Annotated in this window: 11 protein-coding genes; 4 read left to right on the top strand and 7 right to left on the bottom strand. The window is 66.2% G+C overall.

The window, feature by feature from the left end:
* Nucleotides 1-30: 30 nt before the first annotated feature.
* Nucleotides 31-597, bottom strand: coding sequence for a hypothetical protein (locus H3H45_RS08410; RefSeq protein ID WP_182833287.1), 567 nt, complete (start codon nt 595-597; stop codon nt 31-33).
* An 85-nt stretch (nt 598-682) separates the two neighbouring features.
* On the opposite strand from H3H45_RS08410, the gene H3H45_RS08415 reads away from it, so the two are divergent.
* The gene (locus tag H3H45_RS08415; protein WP_182833288.1) at nt 683-1,054 is read left to right on the top strand and encodes a hypothetical protein; all 372 of its coding nucleotides are present in this window, start codon (nt 683-685) and stop codon (nt 1,052-1,054) included.
* 159 nt (nt 1,055-1,213) lie between these two features.
* On the opposite strand, the gene H3H45_RS08420 is transcribed toward H3H45_RS08415, so the two are convergent.
* The gene (locus H3H45_RS08420; protein WP_182833888.1) at nt 1,214-2,695 is read right to left on the bottom strand and encodes a methyl-accepting chemotaxis protein; all 1,482 of its coding nucleotides are present in this window, start codon (nt 2,693-2,695) and stop codon (nt 1,214-1,216) included.
* A gap of 239 nt (nt 2,696-2,934) precedes the next feature.
* Here H3H45_RS08420 and hrpA point away from each other — a divergent pair, with 239 nt between their 5' ends.
* Nucleotides 2,935-7,041, top strand: coding sequence for an ATP-dependent RNA helicase HrpA (gene hrpA, locus H3H45_RS08425; RefSeq protein WP_182833289.1), 4,107 nt, complete (start codon nt 2,935-2,937; stop codon nt 7,039-7,041).
* 33 nt (nt 7,042-7,074) lie between these two features.
* Here hrpA and H3H45_RS08430 read toward each other — a convergent pair whose 3' ends face one another.
* On the bottom strand, nt 7,075-7,758 hold the full coding sequence (locus tag H3H45_RS08430; protein WP_182833290.1) for a ParA family protein: 684 nt from the start codon (nt 7,756-7,758) through the stop codon (nt 7,075-7,077).
* 146 nt (nt 7,759-7,904) lie between these two features.
* On the opposite strand from H3H45_RS08430, the gene H3H45_RS08435 reads away from it, so the two are divergent.
* Entirely contained in the window at nt 7,905-8,432 is a 528-nt protein-coding gene (locus tag H3H45_RS08435; protein ID WP_182833291.1) for a DUF3087 domain-containing protein, read from the top strand.
* A gap of 49 nt (nt 8,433-8,481) precedes the next feature.
* Nucleotides 8,482-9,363, top strand: coding sequence for a serine hydrolase domain-containing protein (locus H3H45_RS08440; protein WP_182833292.1), 882 nt, complete (start codon nt 8,482-8,484; stop codon nt 9,361-9,363).
* A gap of 210 nt (nt 9,364-9,573) precedes the next feature.
* Here the strand turns inward: H3H45_RS08440 and lpdA are convergent, their stop codons facing one another.
* The 4 genes from lpdA to H3H45_RS08460 are packed head-to-tail and all read right to left on the bottom strand — an operon-like array spanning nt 9,574 to nt 14,550.
* Nucleotides 9,574-10,980, bottom strand: coding sequence for a dihydrolipoyl dehydrogenase (gene lpdA / locus H3H45_RS08445; RefSeq protein WP_328822284.1), 1,407 nt, complete (start codon nt 10,978-10,980; stop codon nt 9,574-9,576).
* Between the two features lie 4 nt (nt 10,981-10,984).
* Complete coding sequence (locus H3H45_RS08450; RefSeq protein ID WP_182833294.1) at nt 10,985-12,268, bottom strand: dihydrolipoamide acetyltransferase family protein; 1,284 nt, start codon at nt 12,266-12,268, stop codon at nt 10,985-10,987.
* The gene (locus tag H3H45_RS08455; RefSeq protein ID WP_182833295.1) at nt 12,269-13,321 is read right to left on the bottom strand and encodes an alpha-ketoacid dehydrogenase subunit beta; all 1,053 of its coding nucleotides are present in this window, start codon (nt 13,319-13,321) and stop codon (nt 12,269-12,271) included.
* Nucleotides 13,318-14,550 (bottom strand): 3-methyl-2-oxobutanoate dehydrogenase (2-methylpropanoyl-transferring) subunit alpha, encoded by a 1,233-nt coding sequence (locus H3H45_RS08460; RefSeq protein ID WP_182833296.1) that lies wholly within the window; start codon nt 14,548-14,550, stop codon nt 13,318-13,320. Before H3H45_RS08460 ends, H3H45_RS08455 begins: the two co-directional genes overlap by 4 nt.
* Nucleotides 14,551-14,696 lie beyond the last annotated feature (146 nt).

Below are 14,696 nucleotides of genomic sequence, written 5' to 3' on the forward strand. Positions count from 1 at the left end.
ACAAGCGCAAGGACTAAGAGTGCCCGGCCCTCAATCCAGGCGGACCAGCTGCTCCACCCAGATCAGTTCACAGGCGCCATCGCCGGTGTCCTCGCGGCTCAGCGAACTGAGCCAGCGGAAGCCATCATCACCCACCACTTCGACCAGCTGGCCGCTGAAGGCGATGCGTTGGCCCGGTTCGATTTCGGCCAGTTGCTCGGCGATTGCCGCGTTGGCCGGAATCATGTGCATGTTGGCGCTATGGGTTTCGATCTGGCGGCGGGGGATGGGGAACTCATCGACATGCCAGCGATACCAGCGGTTGCCCTGGCTGATCTCGATCCGTTCGAGAATCTGCGGGTCGGCCATCGGGCCCCAGCCCAGGGCCAGGTCTATGGGCGCGATCTTGGTACCGCGATCAAAACGGTAGTCCTCGCGGGCCAGCACGCGGGCCTCGAGCTGGAAGGGTTCGAGCGGGGTGATGGTGTGACCGGGTAGCCGATAGCTGGCGCCACTCGACTGGCCGAAATCCAGCGATGGCGGTGGTTGCAGCCAGTCCCGGATGAGCCAGAGCGCGGCCAGGATGGCAAGGACATAGACCAGGCGAGGGGCATTCATACCGAGCATTCTAGAACGCCGTTGTTGCACAAATGAGCAGGCCGATTAAGCTGGGCGCCGTTTTTCGACCACCGGAGTTCGCCGCATGTCCCGCCATCTGCCTTTGTTAACGTTGCTGCTGATCCTGCCATTGTGGCTGGCAGCCAGTTATGGCGTGCGCTTCGCTCTGATGGAGGATAGCCAGTGGGTCGGCCTGTGCGTCGACGAAGCCACGCGTTGGGAATGCCAGGCCCGTGCCGGGTTGGGCTGGCTGATTCATTTTCGGGTGATCGCTTGGTCGGCCCTGGTGGTGGCACTGCTGGCCTTTGTCATCCCGGCCCGTAGTGGCCGAGTTCTGGCGGTGCTGGCTCTGTTGCTGGGCTTACCGGCCCTGGTGCTGTACAGCGCCAGCTTGGCCGTGTTCGCCGTGGTTCTGGCGGGGCTGCGCCTGGTGCGCAAGGCACCGGTCAGCAGCTGAAAGCTTGCCGGACAAGAAAAAGGGACGCCCAGGCGTCCCTTTTTGCTTTACAGCCACAGCACTACATCGCCAGGCCAGTGAGTTGTTGGTATCCCTTACGTAACTGCAGCCAGGAGATTGCCTGGGGATGCACGGCGCGCCCTCCATCATGTCACTTGCTCAAAGCTTGAGCTTGCCCACCGCCTTACCCAATGCATCGGCCAGGCCGACTAGTTCGGCACTGGTGCTGGCCGAGGCCAGGGTCTGCTGGACGGTTTGTTCGGTGACATCGCGGATGCCGACCACCGAACGGGTCATTTCCTCGGCGACCTGGCTTTGCTGCTCGGCGGCGACGGCAATCTGCGTGTTGCTCTGGCGCATCAGTGCCACCGCTTGGGCGATGTTGCTCAGGGCTTCGCCGGCGGCGCCGGCTTCCTGCACGCAGTGGTCGGCCTTCAGCGAGCTTTCGCGCATGAATTCCACGGCATCGCGGCTGGCCGCTTGCAGGTTGCTGATCATGCGGGTGATCTCGTCGGTGGAGTCCTGCACGCGCTTGGCCAGGTTGCGCACCTCGTCGGCGACCACGGCGAAGCCGCGGCCCATCTCGCCGGCCCGCGCCGCCTCGATGGCGGCGTTGAGCGCCAGCAGGTTGGTCTGTTCGGCGATGCCGTGAATCACGTTGACCATGCCGCCGATGGTCTGGCTGTCCTCGGCCAGTTTCTGGATCATTTCGGCGGTCTGCTGCACGCCGTGGGACAGATTGGCAATGGCGCCGCTGGCGCGTTCGACCACCTGAATACCGATACCGCTGAGACGATCCGCTTCAGTGGACTGATCGCGGGTATCGGCAGCGTGCTGGGCGATGTGATGCACGGTGGCGGACATCTCATTGATCGCCGTAGCCGCCTGATCGGTTTCGCTCTGCTGGCCGAGCATGCCGCTGCGTACCTGGGTCATGCTGGCCTCCAGGCGCTTGGCGCCTTCGTCCAAGCTGGCGGCGGCCTGGGCCACAGTGGCGACGATGCGCTGGTAGCCGGCCTGCATGGCGTTGAAGGCGTTGGCCATCTGGCCGACTTCGTCCTGGCTGTCGATCTGCGCGCGAGCCGACAGGTCACCGCTGCGCTCGACGTGCAGCATGGTGTCCTTGAGGGTGTGCAGATGGCTGAGGATGAATTGGATCAGCAGTTGCGATGCGCCCAGCAATAACAGCATCAGCACGGCTACGGCCAGGGCATAGGCGCTGGCGCGCTCGCCGAAGATCTGCCACAGGCTTGGCGCACGGGCCAGCACGGCCAGGCGCTGGCCATTGCCAGCGTCCACTACCCAGGCGCCAACGGCGGGCATGTCGCTCCACAGGCTGTCATGCTCCAGCTCGGTCCAGCCGCGGGCATTGGCCAGCGCCGCCCCGTCGACATCCTTCAGGCTCGGGCGACTGCCCGCAGCAAACAGCAGAATGTGCTCATCTGCCGGTGCTGAGCTGCCCTGCGGCCAGGCGGATAGCAGGCTGGCCTGAACCTGTGCCGCTTGCTGCGCGGCATCGGCACGGCCCTGCTGTTCCTGCAGCATGGCAAACAGCACCAGCAGCAGGGTGGTGGCGAAGGCCACCAGGTTGACCGCCCAGAACTTGTATTTCAGTGAAAGGTCACGAATCCAGTTGCCCATATTCGACTTCTTAGCGTGTTTGAGTGGCATTTGGCCATATCCTGCCGGAGTAGAACGGCAGGGCTCTTGATGCCCGTCAAGGTTGTGGCGAGGGTGTGTCATTCACTGTAGCGGATGCAGCGGGATGATCTTTAGCTGCGCAGGCACCGTTACTGGAATCCTGAGACCCTGTTGCTTCGCGCTCTGCCGGGCAATCTGCGACAATCGCCGCCCATTTGCGCTAGACCGTTGAAGTTGCAATGACTGACGTAACGCCTGCTTTTGACTCGCTGCTGAACAACCTCGACCAGGCCCTGCTGGCCGACCGTCATCGTCTGCGCCGCCAGTTGCAGGAGCTGCAGAAGAAACCGGACGAGGCCAAGCAGGCGCAGTGGCTGGAGCGCTTTCAGGCCTCCTGTGCCAAGGTCGAGGCGCGCAAGCGCAGCGTGCCGGCCATGCGCTACGACGACAATCTGCCGATTGCCGCCAAGCGTGACGAGATCAAGAAGGCGCTGCAGGAACACCAGGTGCTGGTGATCGCCGGCGAAACCGGCTCGGGCAAGACCACCCAGCTGCCGAAGATCTGCCTGGAAATCGGCCGTGGTGTGCACGGTCTGATCGGCCACACCCAACCGCGCCGCCTGGCCGCGCGCAGCGTCGCCACCCGCGTCGCCGAGGAAATCGGCACGCCGCTCGGCGAGCTGGTCGGCTATCAGGTGCGCTTCGAGGATCAGAGCAAGGACAGCAGCCTGATCAAGCTGATGACCGACGGCATCCTGCTCGCCGAAACCCAGCACGACCGCTACCTGGAAAAGTACGACACCATCATCGTCGACGAGGCCCATGAACGCAGCCTCAACATCGACTTCCTCCTCGGCTACCTGAAGACCCTGCTGCCGCGCCGCCCGGACCTCAAGGTGATCATCACCTCGGCGACCATCGACCTGGAGCGCTTTTCCAAGCACTTCAACGATGCGCCGATCGTCGAAGTATCCGGGCGCACCTACCCGGTGGAAACCTGGTACCGCCCGCTGGCCGCCGAAGTGGACGAGGAGGGCGAGAGTCTGCTCGACGACCTCACCGTCGACCAGGGCATCCTCGCCGCGCTGGACGAGATCGCCGCCCACGAGAAAGCCGAGGGCAAGCGCCCCGGCGACGTGCTGATCTTCCTGCCTGGCGAGCGCGAGATCCGCGATGCCGCCGAAGTGCTGCGCAAGGCCAACCTGCGCTTCACCGAAGTGCTGCCGCTGTACGCGCGGCTGACCCCGGCCGAGCAGCAGAAGATCTTCGCGCCCATGAGCGGGCGCAAGATCGTGCTGGCCACCAACGTCGCGGAAACCTCGCTGACCGTGCCGGGCATCCGCTACGTGATCGACAGCGGCACCGCGCGGATCAGCCGCTACAGCTACCGCGCCAAGGTCCAGCGCCTGCCCATCGAGGCCATCTCCCAGGCCAGCGCCAATCAGCGCAAGGGCCGCTGCGGGCGGGTCGAGCCGGGCATCTGCGTGCGCCTGTACAGCGAGGAAGACTTCCTCGGCCGCCCGGCCTTCACCGATCCGGAAATCCTGCGTACCAACCTCGCCGCGGTGATCCTGCAGATGCTCCACCTGCGCCTGGGCACCATCGAGGACTTCCCCTTCATCGAGCCGCCGGATGGCAAGGCCATCAGCGACGGTTTCAACCTGCTGCAGGAACTCTCGGCGGTCAATCGCGAGGGCCAGTTGACGCCGCTCGGTCGCCAGCTGGCGCGCCTGCCCATCGACCCGCGCCTGGGGCGAATGGTGTTGGAAGCGGCCAAGCTCGGCAGCCTGGACGAGATCCTGATCGTCGCTTCGGCACTGTCCGTGCAGGATCCGCGCGAGCGGCCGATGGATCGCCAGCAGGCCGCCGACCAGGCCCATGCGCAGTGGAAGGACGTGGACTCCGACTTCGCCGCGTTGATCAACCTGTGGCGCGGCTTCGAGGAGAAGCGCCAGGAGCTGGGCAGCAGCCCGCTGCGCAACTGGTGCAAGAAGAACTTCCTCAACTACATGCGCCTGCGCGAATGGCGCGACTCGCACCGCCAACTGGTGCTGATTGCCCGCGAGCTGCAGCTGTCGGACAGCCAGCGCGGCCAGACCGCCAACGCCGAGCCCGCCTCCCGTAGGAGCGAGCTTGCTCGCGATCAGCGTGGCGGCGGTCAGGCACCGCGCGGGCAGGATCGCCAGCAAACTGGCTCCTACACACAAGCAGAGCAGCCGACCAAAGACACCAAGGTCAACGTGATCCTTCGCGAGCAGGCCGAAGCCAGCGAAGCGGCGCAGCGCGCTAAGGGCTACGCCGCCGTGCACAAAGCGATTCTCAGCGGCCTGCTCGGCCAGATCGGCCAGAAGACCGAGGATGGCGACTACCTTGGCGCGCGCCAGCGACGCTTCTGGATTCACCCGTCCAGCGTGATCGGGCGCAAGAAGCCGACCTGGGTGATGGCTGCCGAGCTGGTTGAAACCACCAAGCTGTTCGCCCGCCAGGTAGCGAAGATCGAGCCGGACTGGATCGAGCCGCTGGCCGGCCACCTGATCAAGAAAAACCACTTCGAGCCGCACTGGGAGAAAAAGCGCGGCCAGGTGGTGGCCTTCGAGCAGGTCACTCTGTACGGCCTGATCGTCGTCGGTCGTCGCCCGGTGCATTACGGTCCGGTCGATCCGGTGGCTTCGCGCGAGCTGTTTATCCGCGAAGGTCTGGTGCGTGGCGAAATCAACAGCCGCGCCAAGTGCCTGAACGCCAACCGCCTGCTGCTGGAGCGGCTCGACGAGCTGGAAGCCAAGGCCCGGCGCCGCGATATCCTCGCCGACGAGGAAACCCTGTTCGCCTACTACGAGGCGCGCATCCCGGCCGAGATCAACCAGGCCGCCACCTTCGAGCACTGGTGCAAGAGCGAGAGCGCGAAGAACCCGCAGCTGCTGATCATGCGCGAGGAAGACGTGCTGGCGCGCGATGCCAAGGAAGTCACCGCGCAGCAGTATCCGGACATCCTGCACATCGGCGAGCTGCAACTGCCGTTGACCTACCACTTCGAGCCCAACCACCCGCGCGACGGCGTGACCCTGCGCGTGCCGGCGCCGCTGCTGCCGCAACTGCCGCCCGAGCGCCTGGAGTGGCTGGTGCCGGGCCTGCTCGAAGCCAAGGCCATCGCCCTGGTGCGCAACCTGCCCAAGGCCCTGCGCAAGAACTTCGTGCCGGTACCGGACTTTGTCGGTGCCGCGCTGAGCAAGCTGAGCTTCGCCCAGGGCAGCCTGGCGGAAAACCTCGGTCGCGAGCTGACGCGCATGACCGGTGCACGGGTCTCCGAGGAAGCCTGGAGCGAGGCCGCCGCGCAGGTCGACAGCCACCTGAAGATGAATCTGGAAGTGGTCGACGCCAAGGGCAAGTTCCTCGGCGAAGGCCGCGACCTGGCCGAACTGTGCGCGCGCTTCGCCGAGGCCAGCCAGGCCGCCCTGGCCATCCCGCAGAGCGACAAGGCGCAGCAACCGGTGCAGGCCAAGGCCTTCGCCGAAGTCGCCGAGAAGACCCAGCAGAAGATCGCCGGGCTCTCGATGACCGTGTTCCCGGCGCTGGTGGAAGAGGGCGGGGTGGTCAAGGAAGGTCGCTTCCCGACCCAGGCCGAGGCCGAGTACCAGCACCGTCGCGCCCTGCAGCGCCTGCTCCTACAACAGCTCAACGAGCCCGCCAAGTTCCTGCGCAACAAACTGCCGGGGCTGACCGACCTGGGCCTGCTGTATCGCGATATGGGCCGGGTCGAGGCGCTGGTCGAGGACATCCTCCTGGCCAGCCTCGACGGCTGCATCCTCGACGGCGAAGCGAGCCTGCCACGCGATGGCGCTGGCTTGGCCGCCCTGGCCGAGAAGAAGCGCGGTGCCTGGGCCGACCACGCCGAACGCCTGGCCAGACTAACGCTGGAAATCCTCAAGCTGTGGCACGGCCTGCAGAAGCGCTTCAAGGGCAAGATCGACCTGGCCCAGGCCATGGCGCTCAACGATATCAAGGCGCAGCTGGCCAATCTGGTCTACCCCGGCTTCGTCCGCGAAACTCCGGGCGAATGGCTCAAGGAAGTGCCGCGCTACCTCAAGGCCATCGAACAGCGCCTGGACAAGATCGGCAGCCAGGTGCAACGCGACCGCGTCTGGGCAGGCGAACTGGCCGGCTACTGGGAGCAGTACCAGGCGCGCCTGGGCAAGCACGGCCAGGAAGGCAAGCGCGACGCCAACTTGCAACTGTATCGCTGGATGCTGGAGGAATACCGCGTGTCACTGTTCGCCCAGCAGCTCGGGACGAAAATGGCGGTGTCGGACAAGCGTCTGAGCAAGCAGTGGAGCGCGGTGGAGGCCTGATCTCGGCCGAGTGCTGAGGTGCTGCCCGCTGGCTTAGAGAGCGGTATTGGCGCGCTGCCTTTCTGCAGCAGGAGGACTGTCGCTGCCGCGCTCAGGCAGGGCGTCAGCATCGAGCCACTGCAACAGCACCTGCCACTGCTCAAGGTCATTGCGCACCCGTGGCAGGGGCAGATCGAACAGGCTGATGCCGTGGTCCAGCGCGCGCACGTAGTTCTGCGTGTCGCGGATACTGGCCACCAACGGCAGCTCCATCCGGGCCAGCAGCTGGTAGAGCGAACGGGTGTATTCGGTGTTACTACGTACGCGGTTGGCCACCAGGCCGACTTCGATCCCCGCCTGGGCCAGGTCAGCCATGTTCAGCGCCATCATGAAGCGCAGGCTGGCGAGCATATCGCTGGGCGAGGGCATCACCGGGATCAGCAACTTGTCGCCAGCGCGCAGCACCTGCCATAGCGCCTGCGCGGTGATGGCCGCCGGCATGTCGCAGACCAGCACTTCATAGCCCTGCTCCGGCAGCGGATCGCGCCAGGCCGCATGCAAGGTCAGCGGTGCGCAACTGGCGGGCCTGCAACCCAGCCAGTCGCTGGCCGAGCGCTGCCGGTCATAGTCGGCCAGCAGCACATGCCGGCCCTGACTGGCAAAATGGCCTGCTATCTGTGTGGCCAGCGTGGTCTTGCCACAACCGCCCTTGGCGTTGGCGACCAGGATGCGTTTCATTGCAGAGGGTTACTCCGGTGGGGCTCGATGTCCGTCCTAGACTAGCCCAGTTGCGCACTGCGCCGTGCAAATGGCTCGGCAACCGCTAGCAAGAACCTGATAATGCACGCATCGCCATCCATTCAATCCCGGAGCTGCGCAGCCCCATGTTCGAGATCAAACCGCACAACCCCGAAGACTATCGTCGGCAAACCCGGCGCATCACCCTGGTGATTGCGGCCACTTTCGTGGTGCTGGCCCTGTTGTTGTCCACCGTGCTGGTGCAGGTGTTCGGTACCGCAGGCGGCGACAACTTCCGTTGGAACCTGGCCGGCGTGCTGCTCGGGCTGGGGCTGACCATCGCCCTGGTGCGCTTCAAACTGTGGGCGCTGCCGTGGATGGCGCCGGCGGTGTATGGCTGGCAACTCAAGCGCAACCTGATGCGGGTGACCAACGTCATGCACCACGTCAAGACCGGCGTGGCGGCCGGCGATCCGGCGGCGATGAAGCTGCTGCGCTTCTACCACCTGGGCGTCATCCAGATGCACCAGCTGGATGGCAACACCAGTGAAATCAGCCAGATGGCGCGCGAGATCGACGCCCATCGTGAGGCCATGCAGGCGCAGGGGCTGGATACCGAGCAGAACCGGCTCGATCTTCAGTGGTTGGAGGCAGTGAAAAAGGCAGGCGCCTGAACGGCCGGCCGCTCCGCTCACCTCTTCCCTTCACGCAGAGCCCTCGACCATGCGTTTCTCTCTTGTCGTGAACGGTGCTCCAAGCCCGTCCGCACAACCCGCTGGGTCGGTGCCCTGGTGGAGTTTCAGTAAGACGGTACTGGCTGCCGCAGCCCTGTCACTGGTGCGCGATGGGCTGCTCGGGCTCGACGATCAGGTACTCGAAGGGCCGTTCACCCTGCGCCAGTTGCTACGCCATGAGGCCGGGTTGGCCGATTACGGCGAACTCGCCGATTACCACACCGCTGTTGCCCAACATGCTGCGCCCTGGTCGGCCGAGGAGATGCTGCAGCGCCTCGATGCCACGCGGCTGCGTTACGCGCCAGGGGCTGGCTGGCGCTATTCGAACGTCGGCTATCTGTACATCCGCAGGCTTATCGAGCGGCTGAGCGGCCTGGCGCTCGAACAGGCGCTGCAGCAGCGGGTGTTTACTCCACTCGGCTTGTCGGGCGTGCGCCTGGCCAGGACGCGCGCCGATCTGCATGACGTGCACATGGGCGCCGCGTCCGCCTATGACCCGCGCTGGGTCTATCACGGCCTGCTGGTCGGGCCGCTTGGTGAGGCAGCGCTGTGCCTGGAGCGCCTGCTGACTGGGGATCTGCTGCCGGCGTGGCTGCTGCGGGAGATGCGCATCGCGCGTGCGCTCGGCGGGCCGATTGGCGGACGCCCCTGGCTAGCTCCCGGCTACGCCCTCGGCCTGATGCAGGGCACGGTGCAGGGCGGCCAGCTCTTGTCGGGGCACAGTGGCGCCGGGCCGGGCAGTGTGGTCGCGGTCTATCACTTGGCGCGCGGCAACCACACGGCAAGCTGTGCGGTGTTTGCTGAAGGGGCGGATGAAGGCGTCGTCGAGGTCGAAGCTATATCCCGACTGGCCGGGCTCTCGCCTGATTGAGTCGTAGGGTGGATGGCCACCCCGTGGATCGCGCTTTACCGATCCACCGAGCGTGGCCGTGGTGGATGAGAACAGCGTCACCCACGGTCTGATCCTGTAGGAGCCAGCTTGCTGGCGATACGTAGACAGTGTCCCGCTGATCGCCAGCAAGCTGGCTCCTACAAAAGCTTGTGCTGAATAACAGTGCCTACGAATTGCGCCCCGCGTCGGTCAGATATGCAAGGCATGCCCCAGCGCCCTTAGCGCTGCTTCCTGCACCGCTTCACCGAGGGTCGGATGGGCGTGGATGGTGCCGGCGATGTCTTCCAGGCGTGCGCCCATCTCGATCGACTGGACGAAGGCCGTGGACAGCTCCGAGACCGCCTTGCCCACCGCCTGCCAGCCGAGGATCAGGTGGTTGTCGCGGCGCGCCACCACACGGACGAAGCCGTCGCTGGACTCCAGGGTCATGGCGCGGCCGTTGGCCGCGAAGGGGAAGCTCGTCACGATGCAGTCCAGCCCGGCGGCCTTGGCCTGTTCCGGGGATTGGCCGACCACCACCACTTCCGGGTCGGTGAAGCACACCGCCGGTATTGCCGTGGGGGTGAAGGCGCGACGCTTGCCGGCGATGATTTCCGCGACCATTTCGCCCTGGGCCATGGCGCGGTGCGCCAGCATCGGTTCGCCGGCGATATCGCCGATGGCCCAGACGTTGCGCATCGAGGTACGGCACTGCTCGTCGATACGCAGCGCGCGGCCGTTCATGTCCAAGCCCAGGCTTTCCAGGTTCCAGCCGGTTGTGTTGGGGTGGCGGCCGACGGCGACCAGTATCTGGTCGGCCTCGATCACCCGCTGCGCGCCCTGCTCGTCGCGCACGCGCAGGCCGTGTCCGCCGGGTTCCAGGCCCAGCACACTGTGGCCGAGGTACAGTTCCACGCCCAGTTTGCGCAGCGCGGCTGCGACGGGTTTGGTCAGCTCCTCGTCGTAGCTCGGCAGGATGCGCGGCTGCGCTTCCACCACCGTCACCTCGACGCCCAGTTTGCGGTAGGCGGTGCCCAGCTCCAGGCCGATATAGCCGCCGCCGACCACCACCAGGCGCTTGGGTAGGGTCTTCGGCGCCAGGGCCTCGGTGGAGGAGATGACGTTGCCGCCCACCGGCAGGAACGGCAGTTCCACCGACTTCGAGCCGGCGGCCAGCAGCAGGTGCTCGCAATGGATCTGCTGACTGTTGCCGCCAGGGAGATCGACGGCCACCGTCTTGCCGTCGACGATCTTCGCCCAGCCCTGCACGACGGTGACGCCGTGCTTCTTCAGCAGCGCGCCGACGCCGCTGGTAAGGCGCTCGACGATGCCGTCCTTCCACGCCACGGTGCGCTGGATGTCGATGCTCGGTGCCTGCACGCTGATGCCAAGCGCTGAATGGCCTGCGAATTCACGCGCCTTGAGGAATTCTTCGGCGGCATGGATCAGTGCCTTGGACGGGATGCAGCCGATATTCAGGCAGGTGCCGCCCAATGCGGCGCCTTCCACCAGCACGGTGCGGATGCCCAGCTGGCCGGCGCGGATGGCGGCGACGTAGCCGCCGGGGCCGCCGCCGATGATCAGCAGGGCGGTTTCGAGGGTCTGGTTCTGTTTCACAGGCTCACTCCAGGAACAGGCTGGCAGGGTGTTCGAGCAGGCCGCGCACCGACTGGATAAAGGCCGCCGCGTCCATGCCATCGACCACCCGGTGATCGAAGGAGGAGGACAGGTTCATCATCTTGCGCACCACGATCTGGCCGTTGATCACCACCGGTCGTTCGACCATGCGGTTGACCCCGACTATGGCCACTTCCGGCGCGTTGATCACCGGCGTGCTGACGATGCCGCCCAGGGCGCCGAGGCTGCTCAGGGTGATGGTCGAACCGGACAGCTCGTCGCGCTGGACCTTGCCGCTGCGTGCGGCCTCGGCCAGTCGGGCGATCTCCGCGGCGTTGCCCCACAGGTCGCGGGACTCGGCGTGGCGCAGCACCGGTACCATCAGGCCGTTGTCGCTCTGGGTGGCGACGCCCACGTGCACCGCGCCGTAGCGGGTGACCACTTCAGCCTCGTCGTCATAGCGGGCGTTGAGCTGCGGATGCTCGCGCAATGCCACCACCAGGGCGCGGATCAGCAACGGCAGCAGAGTCAGTTTGCCGCGCTGCTGGCTGTGCTTGGCGTTCAGGTGTAGGCGCAGGGCTTCCAGGTCGGTGACGTCGATTTCCTCGACGTAGCTGAAGTGCGGGATGCGCCGCTTGGCCTCGGCCATCTTCTGCGCGATCTTGCGGCGCAGGCCGATCACCGGGATGGCCTGTTGGTCGTGGCGCGCGGCATAGCCGCTGCTGGGCGCGCTGCTTTGGCCGCGGCTCAGGTAGGCGTCGAGGTCCTCATGGCGGATCTGCCCGATCGGCCCGCTGCCCGTGACGAACTGCAGTTCGATGCCCAGCTCGCGGGCGCGCTGGCGCACGGCCGGCGAGGCCAGCGGCTTCTCGCCCGGTTCGCGGCGCACGCTCGGGCTCGGGGCAGGTGCCGGGCTGGCGGCGGGACGCGCCGGTGCGGCGGGTGCGGGCGGCGCAGCCACGGCCTTAATCGGCTCGGCTGCTGCTGGTTGCTCGGCACGCGCTGCAACGGCGGGTGCGGGTTCGCTAGCCTTGGCATTGCCGGCGCCGGCCACTTCCAGGCGGATCAGCTCGCTGCCAACGGCCATTACCTGGCCCGGATTACCGCCCAGGGCCAGCACCGTGCCGGCCACCGGCGAGGGGATTTCCACCATGGCCTTGTCGGTCATCACATCGGCCAGGGTCTGGTCCTCGCTGACGGTCTCGCCGACCTGCACATACCACTTCACCAGCTCGACTTCGGCGATGCCTTCACCGATGTCCGGCATCTTGATCACATGCGTACCCATTCAGACCTCCATGACACGCTTGAATGCCGCGCCGACCCGCGCCGGCCCCGGGAAGTAGTCCCATTCCTGGGCGTGCGGGTAGGGCGTGTCCCAGCCGGTGACCCGCTCGATGGGCGCCTCCAAGTGGTGGAAGCAGTGCTCCTGCACCAGCGACATCAGCTCGGCGCCGAAGCCGCAGGTGCGGGTGGCCTCGTGGGCGATCACGCAGCGCCCGGTCTTCTTCACCGAGGTGACGATGGCCTCCAGGTCCAGCGGCCAGAGGCTGCGCAGGTCGATGATCTCGGCATCCAGGCCGGTCTCCTCGGCGGCGGCCTGGGCCACGTAGACCATGGTGCCGTAGGTCAGCACGGTCAGCCCGTTGCCGGGGCGGACGATGGCGGCCTTGTCCAGCGGCACGCTGTAGTAGCCCTCCGGCACCTGGCTGGCGGCGTGCTTGGACCAGGGCGTCACCGGGCGGTCGTGGTGGCCGTCGAACGGGCCGTTATACAGGCGCTTGGGTTCGAGGAAGATCACCGGATCGTCGTTCTCGATGCAGGCGATCAGCAGGCCCTTGGCGTCGTAGGGGTTGGATGGCATCACCGTGCGCAGGCCGCAGACCTGGGTGAACATCGCTTCCGGGCTCTGGCTGTGCGTCTGTCCGCCGTAGATGCCGCCGCCGCAGGGCATGCGCACGGTCATCGCCGCGGCGAAGTCGCCCACCGAGCGGTAGCGGATGCGCGCCGCCTCGGAAATCAGCTGGTCGGAGGCCGGGTAGACGTAGTCGGCGAACTGGATCTCCACCACCGGGCGCAGGCCGTAGGCGCACATGCCCACGGCGGCGCCGATGATGCCGCTCTCGGAGATCGGCGCGTCGAACACCCGCGAGGTGCCGTACTTCTGCTGCAGGCCTTCGGTGCAGCGGAACACGCCACCGAAGTAGCCGACGTCCTGGCCGAACACCACCACGTTGTCGTCGCGCTCCAGCATCACGTCCATCGCCGAGCGCAGGGCCTGGATCATGGTCATGCTGGTGACCGCCTGGCTGTTTTCCGGTTGCTTGGTCATGGCGGTCATACCCCCAACTCCTGGCGCTGCCGGCGCAGGTGCTCCGGCAGGTCCTTGTAGACATCCTCGAACATGCTGGCGGCGCTGAAGACGTGGCCGTCGACCAGCGAACCGTGGCTTTCCGCCTCTTTCTGCGCGGCCTGTATTTCGGCCTCCAGCTCCTTGTGCAGCGCTTCGTGCTGCGCTTCGGACCAGATGCCCAGGCCGAGCATGTGCTGCTTGAGGCGGGCGATCGGGTCGCCGAGGGGGAAGTGCGAATAGTCGTCGGCCGGGCGATATTTCGATGGGTCGTCCGAGGTCGAGTGCGGGCCGGCGCGGTAGGTCACCCACTCGATCAGGCTCGGCCCCAGGTTGCGCCGGGCGCGCTCGGCGGCCCACTGCGAGGCGGCGTAGACAGCGAGGAAGTCGTTGCCGTCGACCCGCAGCGAGGCGATGCCGCAGCCCACGCCGCGGTTGGCGAAGGTGGTGCCTTCACCGCCGGCGATGGCCTGGAAGGTGGAGATCGCCCACTGGTTGTTGACCACGTTGAGGATCACCGGCGCGCGGTAGACGTGGGCGAAGGTGAGGGCGGTGTGGAAGTCCGATTCGGCGGTGGCGCCGTCGCCGATCCAGGCCGAGGCGATCTTGGTATCGCCCTTGATCGCCGAGGCCATGGCCCAGCCGACTGCCTGGATGAACTGGGTGGCCAGGTTGCCGGAGATGGAGAAGAAGCCGTACTCGCGGCTGGAATACATGATCGGCAGCTGGCGGCCCTTGAGCGGGTCGGCCTCGTTGGACAGCAGCTGGCAGATCATTTCCTTCAGCGGGTAGTCGCGGGCGATCAGGATGCCCTGCTGACGATAGGTCGGGAAACACATGTCGCCGTCCTGCAGGGCCAGGGTGTGCGCGGTGGCGATGGCTTCCTCGCCCAGGCACTGCATATAGAAGGACATCTTCTTCTGCCGCTGCGCGGTGGTCATGCGCGCGTCGAAGATGCGCGTCTTGAGCATCGCGCGCAGGCCGCGCAGCAGTTGCTTGCTGCTCAGCTTCGGGTCCCACGGGCCGACGGCGTTGCCCTGCTCGTCGAGCACGCGCACCAGGCTGTAGGCCAGGTCGCTGGTGGCGGCCGGTTCGACGTCGATGGCCGGTTTGCGCACGGCGCCGGCGGCGGACAGGTGCAGGTAGGAGAAGTCGGTCTTGCAGCCCGGTCGCCCGGTGGGCTCCGGCACGTGCAGGCGCAAGGGCGCGTAGTCAGTCATGTTGCCTCCAGCCAAAAGTGATCGGGAACGGATCAGCAGCGAATCAGCGTGGCGGACTGGGCGGATGCAGCCGAGCAGGCTGAACTGAGGCGCAAAGGGCATGCGCGCGGCGGGTGCGGCAGGAGAGGCGGGTGTGCGTGACATCA

Origin of the sequence: Aquipseudomonas guryensis (genome assembly GCF_014164785.1) — a bacterium.
GTDB lineage: Bacteria > Pseudomonadota > Gammaproteobacteria > Pseudomonadales > Pseudomonadaceae > Aquipseudomonas > Aquipseudomonas guryensis.

Coding starts and splice junctions, on each gene's coding strand:
- H3H45_RS08410 (WP_182833287.1), bottom strand. CDS start 597: ATGAATGCCCCTCGCCTGGTCTATGTCCTTGCCATCCTGGCCGCGCTC.
- H3H45_RS08415 (WP_182833288.1), top strand. CDS start 683: ATGTCCCGCCATCTGCCTTTGTTAACGTTGCTGCTGATCCTGCCATTG.
- H3H45_RS08420 (WP_182833888.1), bottom strand. CDS start 2,695: ATGGGCAACTGGATTCGTGACCTTTCACTGAAATACAAGTTCTGGGCG.
- hrpA (WP_182833289.1), top strand. CDS start 2,935: ATGACTGACGTAACGCCTGCTTTTGACTCGCTGCTGAACAACCTCGAC.
- H3H45_RS08430 (WP_182833290.1), bottom strand. CDS start 7,758: ATGAAACGCATCCTGGTCGCCAACGCCAAGGGCGGTTGTGGCAAGACC.
- H3H45_RS08435 (WP_182833291.1), top strand. CDS start 7,905: ATGTTCGAGATCAAACCGCACAACCCCGAAGACTATCGTCGGCAAACC.
- H3H45_RS08440 (WP_182833292.1), top strand. CDS start 8,482: ATGCGTTTCTCTCTTGTCGTGAACGGTGCTCCAAGCCCGTCCGCACAA.
- H3H45_RS08450 (WP_182833294.1), bottom strand. CDS start 12,268: ATGGGTACGCATGTGATCAAGATGCCGGACATCGGTGAAGGCATCGCC.
- H3H45_RS08455 (WP_182833295.1), bottom strand. CDS start 13,321: ATGACCGCCATGACCAAGCAACCGGAAAACAGCCAGGCGGTCACCAGC.
- H3H45_RS08460 (WP_182833296.1), bottom strand. CDS start 14,550: ATGACTGACTACGCGCCCTTGCGCCTGCACGTGCCGGAGCCCACCGGG.